Genomic DNA, 13,554 nt, shown 5'->3' on the forward strand with positions numbered 1-13,554 from the left:
ATGTGGGGATCGGGGCCGGCCGGCCCCGTGTCGGGGCTGCTGCCTGCCGTGTGGCGTGGGATAACGGCTCGCGCCGGCTCATCGTTCGGTCTCCGCGGCGAGGCGTCCTGCCGCGTGGAGCAGGCGCAGGGCGGCGCAGGCGGCGCCGTAGCCGTTGTCGATGTTGACCACCGTGATGCCGGGGGCGCAGCTCGCCAGCACGGCGTCGAGGGCGGCGCGGCCGCCCGCGGCGACGCCGTAGCCCACGGAGGTCGGGACCGCGATCACCGCGCCGGCCACGAGGCCGCCGACGACGCTCGGCAGCGCCGCATCCATGCCGGCGGCGACGATCACCACCGGATGCGCGCGGATCTCCTCGATCCGCGTGGTCAGCCGCCACAGGCCGGCGACGCCGACATCGGCGAAGAGCGCGGCGGCCCGGCCGGCATAGGCCAGCACCCGCAGGGCCTCGCGGGCGACGGGCACGTCCGAGGTGCCGGCCGCCACCACGGCGACCCGGGCCGGGCCCGTGATCCGGGGCGCCTCGCCGAACACCGCCGTCCGGGAGACCGGGCAATAGTCGAGGCGGGCCGCCGCATCGAGCCGGTCGCGCTTCTCCGGATCGAGGCGGGTGAGGAGGAGCGAGGCGCCCCGGGCGCGGGCGGACTCCAGGATCGCGTCGATCTGCTCAGGGCTCTTGCCGGCGCAGAAGATCGCCTCCTCCAGCCCGATCCGCTCCGACCGGGCGAAGTCGAGGGTGAATTCTTCAGCGACGCTCACGAACGGGCCTCCCCCTGCTGCACCAGGAAGGCGCTGCCGACCCGGTAGGGCGCGAACCGGACCGGGCCGGCGAGACGCGCCGGTGCGATCTCCCGGATCCCGGCCCCGAGTTCGGCGCGGCTGTCCGCGTCGAGGGCCGCCAAGCTCCCGGGATCGAGTTCCACCACCACGCCCTCTGCGCGCACCCGGCAGCGGACCGCCCGCTTGGCGCCGGTCCCCGCAGCGAGGGCGCCCCCCACCAGCCGCTCGACGGCGTGGATGAAGCCCAGCGTCTCCGGCTCGATCGGGATGCCGGTCTCGACCCGGCTCGACAAGCACGGGGCCGCCGGCAGCTCCGCCACGGCGCCGAGGCCGAGGTCGCGGGCGAGCGCCCGCACGGAAGCCTTGTCGAACCCCGCCTCCACGTAGGGGTGGCGCACGCCGTGCTCCCGGGCGGCGTCGAGGCCGGGGCGGTACTCGCCGAGGTCGTCGCGGTTGGCGCCCGAGAGGATCTGCCGGTCGGTGACGGCCCGGACCGCCCCGTACAGGTTGGTCTTGCAGAAGAAGCAGCGGTTGACCGGGTTGGCCCGGTAGGCCGGGTCGGCGAACTCGCCGGCCTCGATCACCCGCAGGGTCCAGCCCTCGCGGGCGCCCTCGGCGCGGACCCGCGCGGTCGCCTCATCCGGCACGGCCGGCGAGACCGCGTGCACCACCAGGGCCGTGCCCGGCGCCAGCCGGTGGGCGAGGGTGGCGAGGGTCAGGCTGTCGACCCCGCCGCTCACCGCCACCGCGACGGGGCCGAGTCCCGCCAGGACGGCTTCGAGTTTCTGGCGCGTCACCGCTCCTCCTCCGGCACAGTCAGGGCGAGGCGCTCGGCCTCGCGGCGCAAGCGCGCCCGTGCGGCGTGACCCGCATGGTCGCGGGCATCGTCGGCCTCGGCCTTGGCGGTGCGCCCGCCGGGGCGGTCCACGACCTTCACCCGGACGGGTCGGCCCGCATGATCCACCGTGCGGGCCTCGCGGTCGAGCACCGCCCCCTCGACCCGATGGTAGCGCAGGCCGATCGTGGTGGTCTCCCGGAAGCAGGCCGCGATCGCCGCCTCCAGGCTCTCCGGGCGGACCAGAATCTGGATCCGGGCCATCATCCGGCCCTTCTTGCCGAGGACCGGCGCCTGCACGACGTCCAGGATTCCGGGCTCACCCCGCAGCCGGTCGAGGCCCATGGCGAGATCCTCGCCGGACTGGTCGTCGATCTCGAAGGCGATCACCGCGAGGTCCCGCCGGCCGGGACGGGCGGCCGCCTCATCCAGCACCAGGACGCGCAGGCAGTTGCTCAGGCCCGGCAGGACCTTGGTGCCGAACCCGATGCCGGTGCGCCCGAGAATGCCCCGCGGACGGCCCCGCCCGGGGTCTTCGCCGCAGAGATGGCGCAGGATCGCCGCGCCGGTGGGGGTGACGCGCTCGCCGGGCACGCCGTCGTCGAGGGTCGAGAAGCCCTCGAGGAGCAGCGTCGTGGCGGGGGCCGGGACGGGGAGGGGACCGTGCTGGGTCCGCACCCGGCCGGAGCCCAGCGGCAGGGCCGAGACGCTCCAGCTCCGCACCCCCAGCGCGGCGATCAGGTGGGCGGCGGCGACGATGTCGGCGATGGAATCGAAGGCGCCGACCTCGTGGAACGCCACCGCCTCGACCGCGATGCCGTGGACCCGGGCCTCGGCCGCGGCGAGGTGGCCGAAGATGGCGAGGGCCTGCGCCCGGACCGCCGGCGCGAGATCCGCCGCCTCCAGCGCGGCGCGGATCTCCGACCAGGGCCGGTGTCCGTGACCGTGACCCTGATCGTGGCCATCGCCGTGACCGTGGCCGTCATCATGGGCGTGATCGTGGGCGTGATCGTGGGGATGCGGATGGTCGTGGCGTGCCGGGTGGTCATGTCGGTGCGGCGCGGGTCCGGGCTCCACCCCGGGGGCCGAAACGGCGAAGCGCGCGCCGCTGAGGATCCCGTCATTGTGCGCCCGGACCGCGCAGGCGATGCGCCCGTCGACCGCCCGGATGCTGGCGGAGACGCCGGCCTGATGCTCAGGGAAGGCGTCCAGCAGGGCGGCGGCGAACATGTCGCCGGCCACGCCGCCGAGCGCGTCGAGGTGGATGTGCATCGTGTGTCGCGCGGGCCCGTGCCGGGAGGGAGGTCCGCCTCAGATCGGCCGCGGCGGTTCCGCGGCAAGGTTCGGCCGGCCTGCGGGGCCGCGGCGTATCGCCCGCGCCGGTCAGGAGAGCTGCAGATAGGCCGGATCGAACAGCCCCCGCTCCATCAACCCGTCGAGGTCGCGGATCGTCAGGCGCCGGCTGCGCAGGGCGACGAGGCCGCTGATGCGCAGCTCCTTCAGGGTGCGGTTGATGTGTACGCTCGTCTGGCCGAGGGCATCGGCGAGATCGGGCTGGGTCACCGGCATCGGCAGCGTCATCCCGTCCGCGAGGCCGACGCGTGTCAGCCGCAGGTGCAGCTCGCAGAACAGGTGCGCCAGCCGCTCGATCGCCGAGCGCCGGCCGACGCTGGCGATCCACTCCCGGTGGAGGGCCGTGGTGGCGAGCATCTCCCGCCACAGGCATTCCTCCACGGCCGGCCGGCCGCGGATCGCGTCGCCGAGCTGGTCCGGCGCGATCCGGGCGACGGTGACGGAGGTCAGCGCACCGATGGCGTGGTCCATGTGCGCCCGGCGGAAGACGAACGGATCGCACAGGTCGCCCGGCAGGAGCAGCGCGACGATCGCCCGCCGCCCGTCCGGAAACTGCTTGTACCGGCAGGCCCAGCCGTCGAGGATGAGGTGCGTGTGGGACGGGTCGCTCTGCTGCCCTTCGATATCCTGACGGGCCGCGACATGGCGGACGTGTTGGCGCCCCAGCCCGTCGAGGACCGCGCGGTCCTCGGGTGCGAGCCGGACGTGCCGCTCCATCTTCCGCACGAACGGGTTCTCCACGTCCCCCTCCGGTCAGATCACCGCGACACCGGCGTGTCGGCGACCCTCGGGAGGGAGACGGGCCCGACCGGAGATTCGGCCGCATCGCGGCCAAGTGCACGGGACCGGGGGACGTCGCGCGCGTCCGAAGCGTCCCGCACGACGGTGCCGCCGGGGGTATCGGTGAAATAATGGGACAAGGATATTTCTATCGGCAGGGACCAAACCGTCATCCGAACATCGAAGTCCGGATCATCTTGATCGGCTTGTGCCTGCAGCAGAAAAACGTGCGCCAACCTGTGTTAAGTCGTCGTTCCCGGGCTTGAGGACGGGGGACGCGTCGATCCGGTGCGCCTGCGCAGGTTGTTCGCGCAGATCGTACGCGCGGGTCGCTCGGAAAGGCCGTTCGCGCCGGACCGGGTGCGGCGCTAGTCCGCGGCGGCGCCCACCGTATCGGCCATGCGTGCCCGGCGCGTGCCCAGGGGCTGGGGCGCGCCGACGGTGGTGTCCTCGGCGGTCTGGTGCTCCATCTCGGCGTTCACCTGGGCGCCGGCCAGCATGATCATGGTCGAGAGCCAGATCCATGTCATGAACCCGACCGCCGCACCGAGGGAGCCGTAGGTCTTGTTGTAGCTGCCGAAATGGGCGACGTACCAGGAGAACAGCACCGATGCGCCGAGCCACAGCACAGCCGCCAGGGCGCCCCCGGGCGTGACCCAGCGCCAGCGCGGCGCGTCCCGGCTCGGCCCGTAGCGGTAGAGCAGGGCGAGCCCGAGCAGGACTGCCAGGAGCAGAACCGGCCACCGCAGCAGCGACAGCCACCACGCATCCGCGCCGAGCCCGACAGACGCGAGAATCACTGGCACCGCCACCACCGCGGCCAGCGCCAGGACGAGGAACAGCAGCGCGCCCGCCGTGAAGGCGAGGGAGACCAAGTTGAGCACGAAGAAGTTGCGCTTCTCGCGCTCGTTGTAGACGAGGTTGAGGGCGTCGAAGACGTGCTTCACCCCGCCATTGGCGCTCCACACCGACAGGACGACGCCGAACACCAGGCTGAGCCCGAGGGTGCTGTTGCCCTCCGCGTTCAGCCGCTTCACCTGGTCGCCGACGATCTCCAGGGCGCCCTGGGGCAGGATACCCTGGAGGCTGGCGAGCTGGTCGTTGATGGTCGCCGCATCCGCCACGAGGCCGTAGCAGGAGACCAGGGCCGCCACCGCGGGAAAGATCGCCAGGAGCGTGAAGAAGGTGACGCCGGCCGCGATCAGCGACAGGCGGTTCTCGCCGATGTCGTGATAGGCCCGCAGCGCGATGTCCTTCCAACCCTTGGCGGGGATCTCGGCCGGCGTCGAGGCCCCTCGCCCGCGATCGGCCTGGGTCCGGGCGACGGCCTGCGCCTCCTGGCCCGCGTGCGAGGGCGATGTCCGGCGCGCCCCGTCCCGCCCGGCGGAGCGGTCTCCGGAGCGGTCGGCGGGGCGTGGGGCCGGCGGCCCCGTCCGGCGCGGAAGGGCGACGAGGCCGATCAGCGCGGTGGCGAGGGCGAGCGTCCAGACCGTCGAGGCGCTCCCCTCCGGAGCGGACCCCGCGGTGCGGGCTGGATCGGGGGCTGGCATCGGTGACCTCGGCGGGGTTCGGGCGGACGTGTCGGCGCAGGCCGGTCGGCCGCGCATGACGGCGCACCCGACCGGCTGCAGCTGCGAAGGCAAACACCGCGGCGCGGGCAAGGGTTCGCCGTCCAGTTGCAATACGACGGCAACGCGGGACGCAGGGCCTGATCGGCGCGCCTGAGCGGCGGGTCGGCGGTCGTGACCGGCACCTCGGGCGGCATCGGCCGGCCCGTCCCGACGGCGCTGCGCGCCGGCGCGGCCCCGCGGCCGAGCCCCCTTCGGGAAAAGCGCTAACCCATGTTGCGGCATGGGCGGCCCGGGCACGCCACAAACAGTCCCATGGGCGCAACCGGCCCACTCGCCGACGACCGGACCGTATGCCCGACACCGAAGGCTCATCGCTCCTCGATCCCGTGACGGATCGTGCAGAGGAGGCCGGGGCGGAGACCCGCCACGGCCTGCCGGAGGCCGTGCGGGCCCATCTCGGCACCCTGCTCGGCCGCGCCTACGACCGGATCGGCCTCGGGTCGGAGCCCGCCTCGGACCCCTTCGCCGACCTGCTGGCGCGCCTGGAGACGGCCCTCGCGCAGGCCGAGGGCGAGCGGGACAAGCTGTTCCGGGCGGGTCTGCTGGAGGTGGTGCCGGCGCTGCACCGATTCGCGGTCTCGCTGACCCGCGACCCGGCTGCGGCGGACGATCTCGTGCAGGACACCCTGCTGCGCGGCTGGCGCGGCCGCGGCGGCTTCACCCCCGGCACCAATCTGGAGGCGTGGCTGTTCACGATCCTCCGGAACGTCTTCTACAGCCAGCACCGCAAGCAGGGCCGCGAGGTCGCCGACACCGACGGCACCTATGCCGAGCGGCTGACCAGCATTCCCGAGCAGGGGGGCCATCTCGATCTTCAGGACGTGCGCGCCGCCCTCGACCGCCTCGCCCCGGTGATGCGGGAGGCGCTGGTTCTCGTGGCGATCGAGAACCTGAGCTATGACGAAGCCGCCGCCGTGATGAACTGCCGGATCGGGACCGTGAAGAGCCGCGTCTGGCGCGCCCGCGAACAGCTCGCGCGGATGCTCGGATACAGTGGAGCCGAGATCGGCAGCGACGGGGTCATGCTGTCGGTGACCGGCAGCTCGGCCTGATCGGGACGATTCTCCAGGTCGAATAAGCCAATTCGACACTCAGACCGCCGTATTCGGCAGGAAATTTGACTTAGGTGAAAGCGTCCGGGCCGGCGCCTGGGCGATATGAAGCGGGTTGGGTCGATCCGTCGACTCGGCTCGGCTCCCATCGGTGTGACATCCCCCCGATCCACCGATGGGGGCCTCTTCCCGCATCTCCGGCGGATGTGCCGGGCAGAGGTGGGGCCCAGCCCAGACCTCAGGTCGAACCGCCGCCCCGGTCCGTGTCGAGCTGCTGCAGCAGCTCCGCCAGTCGGGGATCCAGAGCCTCGTCGATCACCGGATCGTACATCGCCCGCATCTGGTGGCCGAGGCGCAGGCGCGTCTGCGCGTCGAGAACCGGGCTGCTCGAGAGGGGAACCACGCGCAGGGCGGAGGGCGCCGGGCCGGGGCCATAGCGTTCGGTCGGTCTCGGGGCTGCGCGCCGGCGTTCGGGATAAGGCATGCCTTCTACATCGGCCCGCACCCCCGCGACGGCAACCACCTGCCGGCGCGAAGGCGCGCCCGGGTCGTCCGCCTCACGCATCGTCCTCCGGCGCGAACACCTCGCCCCGCTCGGCGAGCACGGTGTTCGCGGCGTCCTGGGCCAACTCGTCCCGGGCCAGTTCGTCCCGGGCCACCGCCGGATCGGGGCGGCCGAGGGCGCGCGCCAGGGCGCCCTCCCAGCCGGCCGGAGGCGCGTGACCCTGGCCGGCGACGATCTCGCCGGCCCGTCGGCAGAGCCGCGTCCAGTCCGGCGCGGCGAGAGCGACCCAATCGGTGCCGAGGCCCAGTTCTGCCGCGGCCTGCGTCGCGGCGGCGGTCCAGCCCGACGGCGGGGCGGGGATGTCGGTCATGGCGATGCGGCCTCCTGCCGGGATCTCGCGTCTCCCGCGGACGATAGCGCGCGCCGGCGGCCTGTCATCAGCGCAGGCCGTGGGCCGCGAGTTCCTCCGGCACGCCCGCGGCCGCGTCCTGGCGGATCAGGATGGCGTCGAGGGTGACCGGACGGTCGTTCCAGGCATCCACGCCGACATCGCAGGAGCGCGTGGTGTCGGCGAGGCAGCCGTGGCTGTGCCCATAGAGGTGGCGCGTCTCCCGCCACAGCCCGGGCCAGGCCCGATGCGCGTAGTGCGACAGGAACAGGCGGTGCGGCCGCCCCTGCGCGTCCGCGACGGAGAGGCGGGCGCTCTCAACCGGCGGCTCCGCCCAGGGCAGGTCGAGGACGCGGTTCGAATCGTGATTGCCCCGGACCAGGCGCTTCGTGCCGTTCAGCCGCGCGAAGATCGCCGCGCAATGGGCGGGGCTCGCATGGGCGGCGAAGTCGCCGAGATGCCAGACGGCATCCTCCGGGCCGACCACGGCGTTCCACCCGGCGACCAGGGCCTCGTCGTGGGCCTCGAGGCTGCCGAACCGCGCCCCGCGGTGGCGGAGGATGTGCGGGTCGCCGAAATGCGTGTCCGCGGTGAAGAAGATCGCCATGCCGTCGAGACCTGGGCCGCCATCGCGTTCCGTCCAGACCGGCCGGAGAGGCCCGGACAAGATGGCGCTGCGCGGCATCCCGTCTGCCGGATTGGAAACGGGGCCGCGGCTCGGATACGGGTGCGGCGCGCGAGGCCGGCCGGCTCCCCGAGGGGCGGAGCGCCGTGCGGGCCGGATGGGCTGAGGCGATGCTCGATCCCGCGATCTACGCCCATCTCCTGGACGCGGCGCGCGCCCATCCGGCGCTGCGGGCCGCCCTCGTTCAGGCCGGTCCGATCCGGATCGAGCCGCCGGCGCATCCGCGCGTCGCCGACCGCCTGTTCGTCGAGGTGGTCAACCAGCAGCTTTCCACCCGGGCGGCCGGGGCGATCTGGGCCCGGATCGAGGCGGCCGCCGCGGCGGCGGATTCGAGCCCCCGGGGCCTGTTCGAGGCCGGCGACGCGGACCTCCTGCGGGATCTCGGGCAACAAGGTGCGGGCCCTCCAGGCGATCGTGGCGGCCGAGGCGGCGGGCCTGCTCGGCCCCGGCCTCGCCGGCCTGCCGCATCCCGAGCGGGCGGCGATCCTGTGCGGCATACGCGGCGTCGGCCCCTGGACGGCCGACATGGTCGGCATCTTCCATTTCCACGACCCCGACATCTGGCCCGCGGGCGACGTGGCGGCGGTGGGGTGCCTGCGCCGCCTCACCGGGCAGGCCGATGCCGGCGCGGTGGCGTCGGCCTTCGCACCGTACCGCTCGATCCTGGCGCGCTACCTGTGGCGCATCAAGGACGGGGCGCCCCTGCCGGGGGACGAATCAGCCCGTCAGGCCCCGGCCCCCCGGACCCGGCGCCTGCGCGGGGCGGCGAAATCCGGGTGACGGACGGCCGGGGATCGGCTATCCGTCGGCGCCTCCCGGGCCCGTAGCTCAATGGTTAGAGCCGGCCGCTCATAACGGTCTGGTTGCAGGTTCGAGTCCTGCCGGGCCCACCAGGCTGGCCGCGGGCAGCCGCACCACCCTCGCCGGCCCCCCGTATCCCGCATTCACGCGGTTCCGCCGACCCACAGGGGCCGAGCCCGGATCGGTCCCTCGCCCAGGAGCCGCTCACGACGGCGAGGCCGAACGCGCCCTGTGGCACGGCCGCGACACCGCCCGACACCGTGATGTGGACGGTGCGCATTGATCCCGATCGATCAAGCGCGAACGGGCAGTCTGCGACGCACCGAATCAGACCGAGTCTTCGCCGCGTTCGTCGCTCTCTCGCCTTCCTCCCGTGCCATCGCGTCGGTCGCACCGCGGCCGCCGCCACGCTCTCTCCCGCCGACAGCCCATGCTTCCGCACTACCGCTGGCTCTGGGCCCTGACCCTCCTCCTCGCCTGCGGCGGGGCGGGCCTCCTATACAATGTGCTCTTCGTCGGCGGGGCCTCGATGCTCGCCGGCCTCGTCTACGCCCTGGCAGTGGGCGGGACGGTGCTGGCCTTCGTCCCCGCCCTGACCCTGTCGGGTCTCCAGCCGCGGATCCGCCGCCTGCCGGCGCTGGTCTACATGCTCGCGGCCGAGTTGCTCTACGTGGTGCTGATCACCCTCGGCTGCGCCCTCGGCGGCCTGGTCGTCTGGGGGTTCGGCCTCACCGGCGACAGCCTGTCCACGGCCGTGCGCATCACGCCGCGGTTTCTCGCCTACTCCCTGGCCGTGTCGGCCCTCCTCGTCTTCGCCATGCGGATGCGCGACCTGATCGGCGGCGCCGTGTTCGTGAACTTCATGATCGGCCGCTACCACAAGCCGGTTCAGGAGGAGCGGATCTTCCTGTTCCTCGACGTCGTCGGCTCCACCGCCTTCGCCGAGACCCACGGCGATCTGCGCGCCCAGGAGTATCTCGGGGCCGTGTTCGCGACGCTGGCCGAGCCGGTGCGGCGCAACGGCGGCTCCGTGGACGACTATGTCGGCGATCTCGCCATGATCACCTGGCCGATGAGGCGCGGCCTCAAGGACGCGCGCTGCGTCACCGGCCTGTTCGCAGTGCTCGACCGGATCGAGGCGGATGCCGCGGCCTGGACCGCCCGGTTCGGGACGGTCCCGCGGCTGCGGGCGGCGCTGCATGGCGGCCCGGTGGTCACGGCCGAGGTCGGAGTCGACCGCCACAAGATCGCGTATTTCGGCGACGCCGTGAACGTGACGGCGCGGATCGAGGCCCTGTGCCGCCCGCTCGGCGTCGGCATCCTGATCTCGCAGGATCTCCTCGGACGGCTGGACCCGCTGCCCGACGGCGTCCGCGCCCGCCCCCTGGGCCTGCACGCCCTGCGCGGCCGGGGGGCGCCCCTGGCGGTCGCCACCCTCGAACGCGGAGCCGCGGTGGCGGAGAGGCCGATCCCGGGGCGGAGGCCGGATCCGAGGGCGCCGGATCGCCCGGAGGTCGTCGCGGAACGGCGCTAGGAGGTCGCATGCCGCGCAGCTCGACCGGCGCCCGGCGCGCGGCGTGGCCGGTCCGGGATCGCGTCTCAGCCGCGGCGGAAGCAGCGGTTCCAGAGGCGCCGCCCCCAGGCGACCGGCGCGCGCCGGGGGGCCGCCGCCGGGCTCGGCCCGTCGAACGCCGCAGCCAGTGCCGCCGGCAGGGTGTCGATGATCGCCGCCGGCCCCTCGATGTCCCAGCCGATCACGCAGCAGCCGCAGCCGGTGCTGCGCACGCAGGTGAGCCGGCCGGCATGGGCCAGCATCCAGTGCTCCGCTGCGGCGACGTCGTCCGCCTCGTCCACCTCCACGCACAGGCAGGCGCGCCTGAGGCCCGGGGCAGGGGGACCGGCCGGCCACGGATCGCTCCGCCCGTAGAGGGCCCGCAGGGCCTCGGGATCCGCCCCGGCCTCGCCGGACCTCACGGCGCGTCGTCCGCGCTGTCCGGCGGCGCGTCCATCTCGGCCACCTGCCGCTTGGCGAAGGCGCAGGCCGCGAAGTCCGGGTTGATCGCGCAGGCCATGTCGAACGCCGCCCGGGCGCGGGACGCCTCGGCGAGGACGCCCTCGCCGAGGCGGTAGGCCTGGCCGAGCATGGCGCAGCCCCAGGCGCCGCGCCGGTCGCAATCGAGGCGGAAGCTCCGGGCGAGGCAGGCGTCCGTGTCCGCGCGCGGCGCATCGCGGAAGGGATCGGCCGCGTAGCCGCCGTTGCGGATCCCGGCGGCCCGGTTGGTGCAGCCCGCCGGAAACCCGCCCGCGCAGGCGAGGGCGTAGAGGCGCTCCTTGTCGAGGATATCCGGGACGTCGAGGGAATGGTGCTCGAAGGCGAGGGCGAGGTCGAAGCAGGCCGGCGCGTTCGACCACCGGGTGCAGAGCACGAAGCAGGCCGCGGGTTCGCGCGCGCAGCGGCGCTCGGTGGGCCGCCGGGGCGCGAAGGCCCGCCGCCAGACCGGGCGCTCCCGCGCGAAGGTGTCGGCCGGGCAGGCCGGGAAGCTGCGCAGCAGCGCCGGGTCCTGCCGCAGCGGCTCCCCGATCCCCGCGGCCTCCGCCTTGTTGAAGATGATCGCGCCGGGCGCCTCCTCGGCCCGGGCCGCCGGTCCGCGCGCGAGGGCGAGGGCCGCAGCGAGGCTGGCCAGGATTCGCCCGGCCAGACGGCGCCGGGGCGGGCTCACCGGCGCCGGCGCCAGCGGCGCAGCAGGCGTCGGAGGCCGAGCACCAGGGCGACCACGAGGACGAGCAGCCCGAGCGCCGGATGCAGCAGGGCGCCCGCCTGGAACAGGACGAAGACCCCGAGGACCACCTTCCAGGGCTTCATGGGGGCGTCGTCGGCCTCCGCGACCGTGCCGGGCGCGGCCTGCGCGGGGGCGACCGGCTCGGGTGTACCGAACCGCGGGCGCCCGGAGGCCGGCACGCCGCTGCGGCCCGGCACCGGCGCGGCCGCGCGGGCCGCAGCCTCGGCGACCGCCCGCGCGGCAGCCGCCTCGGCCTCGGCCAGGATCGGGTCCGGCTCGGGCGCGGGACGGGGGGCCGGCGCCCACCAGCGGGCCAGCGGCATTGCTCCCCGCGCGGACCGGGCGCGGAAGTCCGGCTGCGGCCGCACCGCAGGCCGCAGCCCGTGGCGGTCCGCGAGGGCGCGGGCCTGCGCCACCAGCGGCGCACCGGTCTCCGGCGTGACCATCCGGACGAACTGCGCGAAGCCGACCGCGGCGCGGAGCACGTCGCCCTCGCCGGCCGCGCCCCAGCGCCGCCCGGCCGGCCCGTGCCGATCGAGCCCGTGCAGCAGCGCGCGGAAGCGGCGCAGGGTCTCCCGGGGCACGCCGACGCGCTCGTTGACGGTCAGCCCGGTCACCTCCTGGTGCCGGCCGCGGCGCATCACCCGGGTCTTGTCCGGATGGACGGTGAAGCCCTCCCCGGCGACGATGGCGTGGACGTATTTGAGCAGCGCGCCGACTTTCCCGGCGGCCGCGCCGGAGGCCGAGAAGGTCAGGTCGTCGGCGTAGCGCGTGTAGGTGAAGCCGAGGCTGGCGGCGAGGCCGGTGAGCCGGGCGTCGAGCCGGGTGCAGACGAGGTTGGTGAGCGCGGGGCTCGTCGGCGCGCCCTGCGGCAGCCGGCGGGGGCCCCGGGCGGCGTAGAGGCGCGCGCCGTCGATCTCGACCGCGTCCACGTCCGGCTCGGTGCAGAGCAGCGCCAGCACGGTGGCCACCGGCTCGGCGTAGCCCAAGCCCCGGAACTTCCCCTTGATCCGCCGGTAGTCGAGGCTCGGGAAGAAGTCCTTGAGGTCGAGATTGACCACCACGTCCCGCCCGACATGGGCGGCGGCGTTGGTGACGATCGAGCGGCCGGGCACGAAGCCGTGGGCCGCCCCGTGCACGGGAACGTGGGCGAGGAGCGCGTCGAGGATCCAGTACTGCGCCCGCTTCAGCCGCGGCATCGGCGCCGAGATGCGGCGCAGGCCGCCCGCCTTCTTGGGGATGGTGAAGCACCGGTAATGGCTCACCGCACTGAGCGCCCGGTCGTAGGCGAGGAAGCGCAGCTCGCCGAGGCCGATCCCCATGGCCTCCGCCAGCGCCTTCGGGCTCGCCAGGGCGGGAAGACCGGGGGCGGGCCCCCGCGCGGGCGCATCCGCGTTCGCGAGGCCGGCCGAGACGCCGTCGCCGAGATGGAGGATCTCCGCCTCCCGGCGCGCGTGCCACGCCTGCGCCCGGGCGTGGCGGTCGCGGGCGTTGCGCAGCTTCGTCTCGCGCCGCCGCTCCAGCGCCGCCGTCTTGCGGCGGCGATGCATCTCCTTGAGGGCGGCCTCGGGGTCGCGCCACGCCGCCTCCCGCCGGTGCAGATCGGCGAGGGCGCGGGCGATCTCGCCGCGGCGGCGGATCAGGTCGTCCGGCGGGTTGGGCTGCGCCGCCCCGTCCGGCCAGAATCCGAGCCGGATCATCTCCTCGAGGATGACCTCGTCCTTCGAGCTCTCGCGGATCCGGTCGTAGAGCTGCTGACGGGTCAGGCTGCCGGGCTGCGGGCTCATCGGCGGCCTCCGGCGCGGGCGGCGGGAGGCATGACGGGGGGAAGCGTGACGGGGGACGTCGGCCAGGATGCCTTCGTCAAGTCTCGGGACTGGCCCGGTCCACTCGACGCCGGCACGACCACCGGTGCGCGTTTGGGTTCAGCGAACCCAAACCGCGAACGCGCACCGGTGGTCAGT

At 74.3% G+C, this 13,554-nt stretch carries 14 protein-coding genes and 1 tRNA gene; 4 read left to right on the forward strand and 11 right to left on the reverse strand.

Features of this window, described 5'->3' with window-relative positions; translation table 11 throughout:
- Window positions 1-78: 78 nt before the first annotated feature.
- From larB to MCBMB27_RS04660, 5 genes are all read right to left on the reverse strand, one after another.
- Window positions 79-759: a nickel pincer cofactor biosynthesis protein LarB gene (gene larB / locus MCBMB27_RS04640; RefSeq protein ID WP_043355532.1), complete on the reverse strand. Its 681-nt coding sequence runs from the start codon at window positions 757-759 to the stop codon at window positions 79-81.
- Window positions 756-1,577, reverse strand: coding sequence for an ATP-dependent sacrificial sulfur transferase LarE (gene larE / locus MCBMB27_RS04645; RefSeq protein WP_075379955.1), 822 nt, complete (start codon window positions 1,575-1,577; stop codon window positions 756-758). The genes larB and larE overlap by 4 nt, the downstream gene beginning before the upstream one ends.
- Entirely contained in the window at window positions 1,574-2,887 is a 1,314-nt protein-coding gene (larC, locus tag MCBMB27_RS04650; RefSeq protein WP_075379956.1) for a nickel pincer cofactor biosynthesis protein LarC, read from the reverse strand. The genes larE and larC overlap by 4 nt, the downstream gene beginning before the upstream one ends.
- A 111-nt stretch (window positions 2,888-2,998) precedes the next feature.
- Entirely contained in the window at window positions 2,999-3,709 is a 711-nt protein-coding gene (locus tag MCBMB27_RS04655; protein WP_043355518.1) for a Crp/Fnr family transcriptional regulator, read from the reverse strand.
- Window positions 3,710-4,116: 407 nt separating this feature from the next.
- The gene (locus MCBMB27_RS04660; RefSeq protein ID WP_075379957.1) at window positions 4,117-5,298 is read right to left on the reverse strand and encodes a YihY/virulence factor BrkB family protein; all 1,182 of its coding nucleotides are present in this window, start codon (window positions 5,296-5,298) and stop codon (window positions 4,117-4,119) included.
- 371 nt (window positions 5,299-5,669) lie between these two features.
- On the opposite strand from MCBMB27_RS04660, the gene MCBMB27_RS04665 reads away from it, so the two are divergent.
- Window positions 5,670-6,431, forward strand: a complete 762-nt coding sequence (locus tag MCBMB27_RS04665; RefSeq protein WP_043382349.1) for a sigma-70 family RNA polymerase sigma factor — start codon at window positions 5,670-5,672, stop codon at window positions 6,429-6,431.
- 238 nt (window positions 6,432-6,669) lie between these two features.
- Here the strand turns inward: MCBMB27_RS04665 and MCBMB27_RS04670 are convergent, their stop codons facing one another.
- The 3 genes from MCBMB27_RS04670 to MCBMB27_RS04680 form a co-directional block, all read right to left on the reverse strand.
- Window positions 6,670-6,915 (reverse strand): hypothetical protein, encoded by a 246-nt coding sequence (locus MCBMB27_RS04670; protein ID WP_075379958.1) that lies wholly within the window; start codon window positions 6,913-6,915, stop codon window positions 6,670-6,672.
- A gap of 73 nt (window positions 6,916-6,988) precedes the next feature.
- Window positions 6,989-7,306, reverse strand: a complete 318-nt coding sequence (locus MCBMB27_RS04675; protein ID WP_075379959.1) for a hypothetical protein — start codon at window positions 7,304-7,306, stop codon at window positions 6,989-6,991.
- 67 nt (window positions 7,307-7,373) lie between these two features.
- Entirely contained in the window at window positions 7,374-7,931 is a 558-nt protein-coding gene (locus tag MCBMB27_RS04680; RefSeq protein ID WP_075379960.1) for a metallophosphoesterase, read from the reverse strand.
- Window positions 7,932-8,402: 471 nt separating this feature from the next.
- On the opposite strand from MCBMB27_RS04680, the gene MCBMB27_RS30510 reads away from it, so the two are divergent.
- The 3 genes from MCBMB27_RS30510 to MCBMB27_RS04695 all read left to right on the forward strand — a co-directional run bounded on the left by MCBMB27_RS30510 (window position 8,403) and on the right by MCBMB27_RS04695 (window position 10,344).
- The gene (locus MCBMB27_RS30510; protein ID WP_236952902.1) at window positions 8,403-8,789 is read left to right on the forward strand and encodes a DNA glycosylase family protein; all 387 of its coding nucleotides are present in this window, start codon (window positions 8,403-8,405) and stop codon (window positions 8,787-8,789) included.
- Window positions 8,790-8,826: 37 nt separating this feature from the next.
- Window positions 8,827-8,902, forward strand: a tRNA-Ile gene (locus MCBMB27_RS04690).
- Between the two features lie 338 nt (window positions 8,903-9,240).
- The gene (locus MCBMB27_RS04695) at window positions 9,241-10,344 is read left to right on the forward strand and encodes an adenylate/guanylate cyclase domain-containing protein (protein WP_043355495.1); all 1,104 of its coding nucleotides are present in this window, start codon (window positions 9,241-9,243) and stop codon (window positions 10,342-10,344) included.
- Window positions 10,345-10,409: 65 nt separating this feature from the next.
- Here MCBMB27_RS04695 and MCBMB27_RS04700 read toward each other — a convergent pair whose 3' ends face one another.
- The 3 genes from MCBMB27_RS04700 to MCBMB27_RS04710 are packed head-to-tail and all read right to left on the reverse strand — an operon-like array spanning window position 10,410 to window position 13,377.
- The gene (locus MCBMB27_RS04700) at window positions 10,410-10,784 is read right to left on the reverse strand and encodes a hypothetical protein (protein WP_053609755.1); all 375 of its coding nucleotides are present in this window, start codon (window positions 10,782-10,784) and stop codon (window positions 10,410-10,412) included.
- The gene (locus MCBMB27_RS04705; RefSeq protein ID WP_043355491.1) at window positions 10,781-11,530 is read right to left on the reverse strand and encodes an SEL1-like repeat protein; all 750 of its coding nucleotides are present in this window, start codon (window positions 11,528-11,530) and stop codon (window positions 10,781-10,783) included. Before MCBMB27_RS04705 ends, MCBMB27_RS04700 begins: the two co-directional genes overlap by 4 nt.
- Window positions 11,527-13,377 (reverse strand): reverse transcriptase family protein, encoded by a 1,851-nt coding sequence (locus MCBMB27_RS04710; protein WP_075379961.1) that lies wholly within the window; start codon window positions 13,375-13,377, stop codon window positions 11,527-11,529. The genes MCBMB27_RS04705 and MCBMB27_RS04710 overlap by 4 nt, the downstream gene beginning before the upstream one ends.
- Window positions 13,378-13,554: the final 177 nt, after the last annotated feature.

This window comes from Methylobacterium phyllosphaerae, assembly GCF_001936175.1.
GTDB lineage: Bacteria > Pseudomonadota > Alphaproteobacteria > Rhizobiales > Beijerinckiaceae > Methylobacterium > Methylobacterium fujisawaense.

Coding starts and splice junctions, on each gene's coding strand:
- MCBMB27_RS04660 (WP_075379957.1), bottom strand. CDS start 5,298: ATGCCAGCCCCCGATCCAGCCCGCACCGCGGGGTCCGCTCCGGAGGGG.
- MCBMB27_RS04665 (WP_043382349.1), top strand. CDS start 5,670: ATGCCCGACACCGAAGGCTCATCGCTCCTCGATCCCGTGACGGATCGT.
- MCBMB27_RS04710 (WP_075379961.1), bottom strand. CDS start 13,377: ATGAGCCCGCAGCCCGGCAGCCTGACCCGTCAGCAGCTCTACGACCGG.
- MCBMB27_RS04695 (WP_043355495.1), top strand. CDS start 9,241: ATGCTTCCGCACTACCGCTGGCTCTGGGCCCTGACCCTCCTCCTCGCC.
- MCBMB27_RS04680 (WP_075379960.1), bottom strand. CDS start 7,931: ATGGCGATCTTCTTCACCGCGGACACGCATTTCGGCGACCCGCACATC.
- MCBMB27_RS04675 (WP_075379959.1), bottom strand. CDS start 7,306: ATGACCGACATCCCCGCCCCGCCGTCGGGCTGGACCGCCGCCGCGACG.
- larC (WP_075379956.1), bottom strand. CDS start 2,887: ATGCACATCCACCTCGACGCGCTCGGCGGCGTGGCCGGCGACATGTTC.
- MCBMB27_RS04670 (WP_075379958.1), bottom strand. CDS start 6,915: ATGCCTTATCCCGAACGCCGGCGCGCAGCCCCGAGACCGACCGAACGC.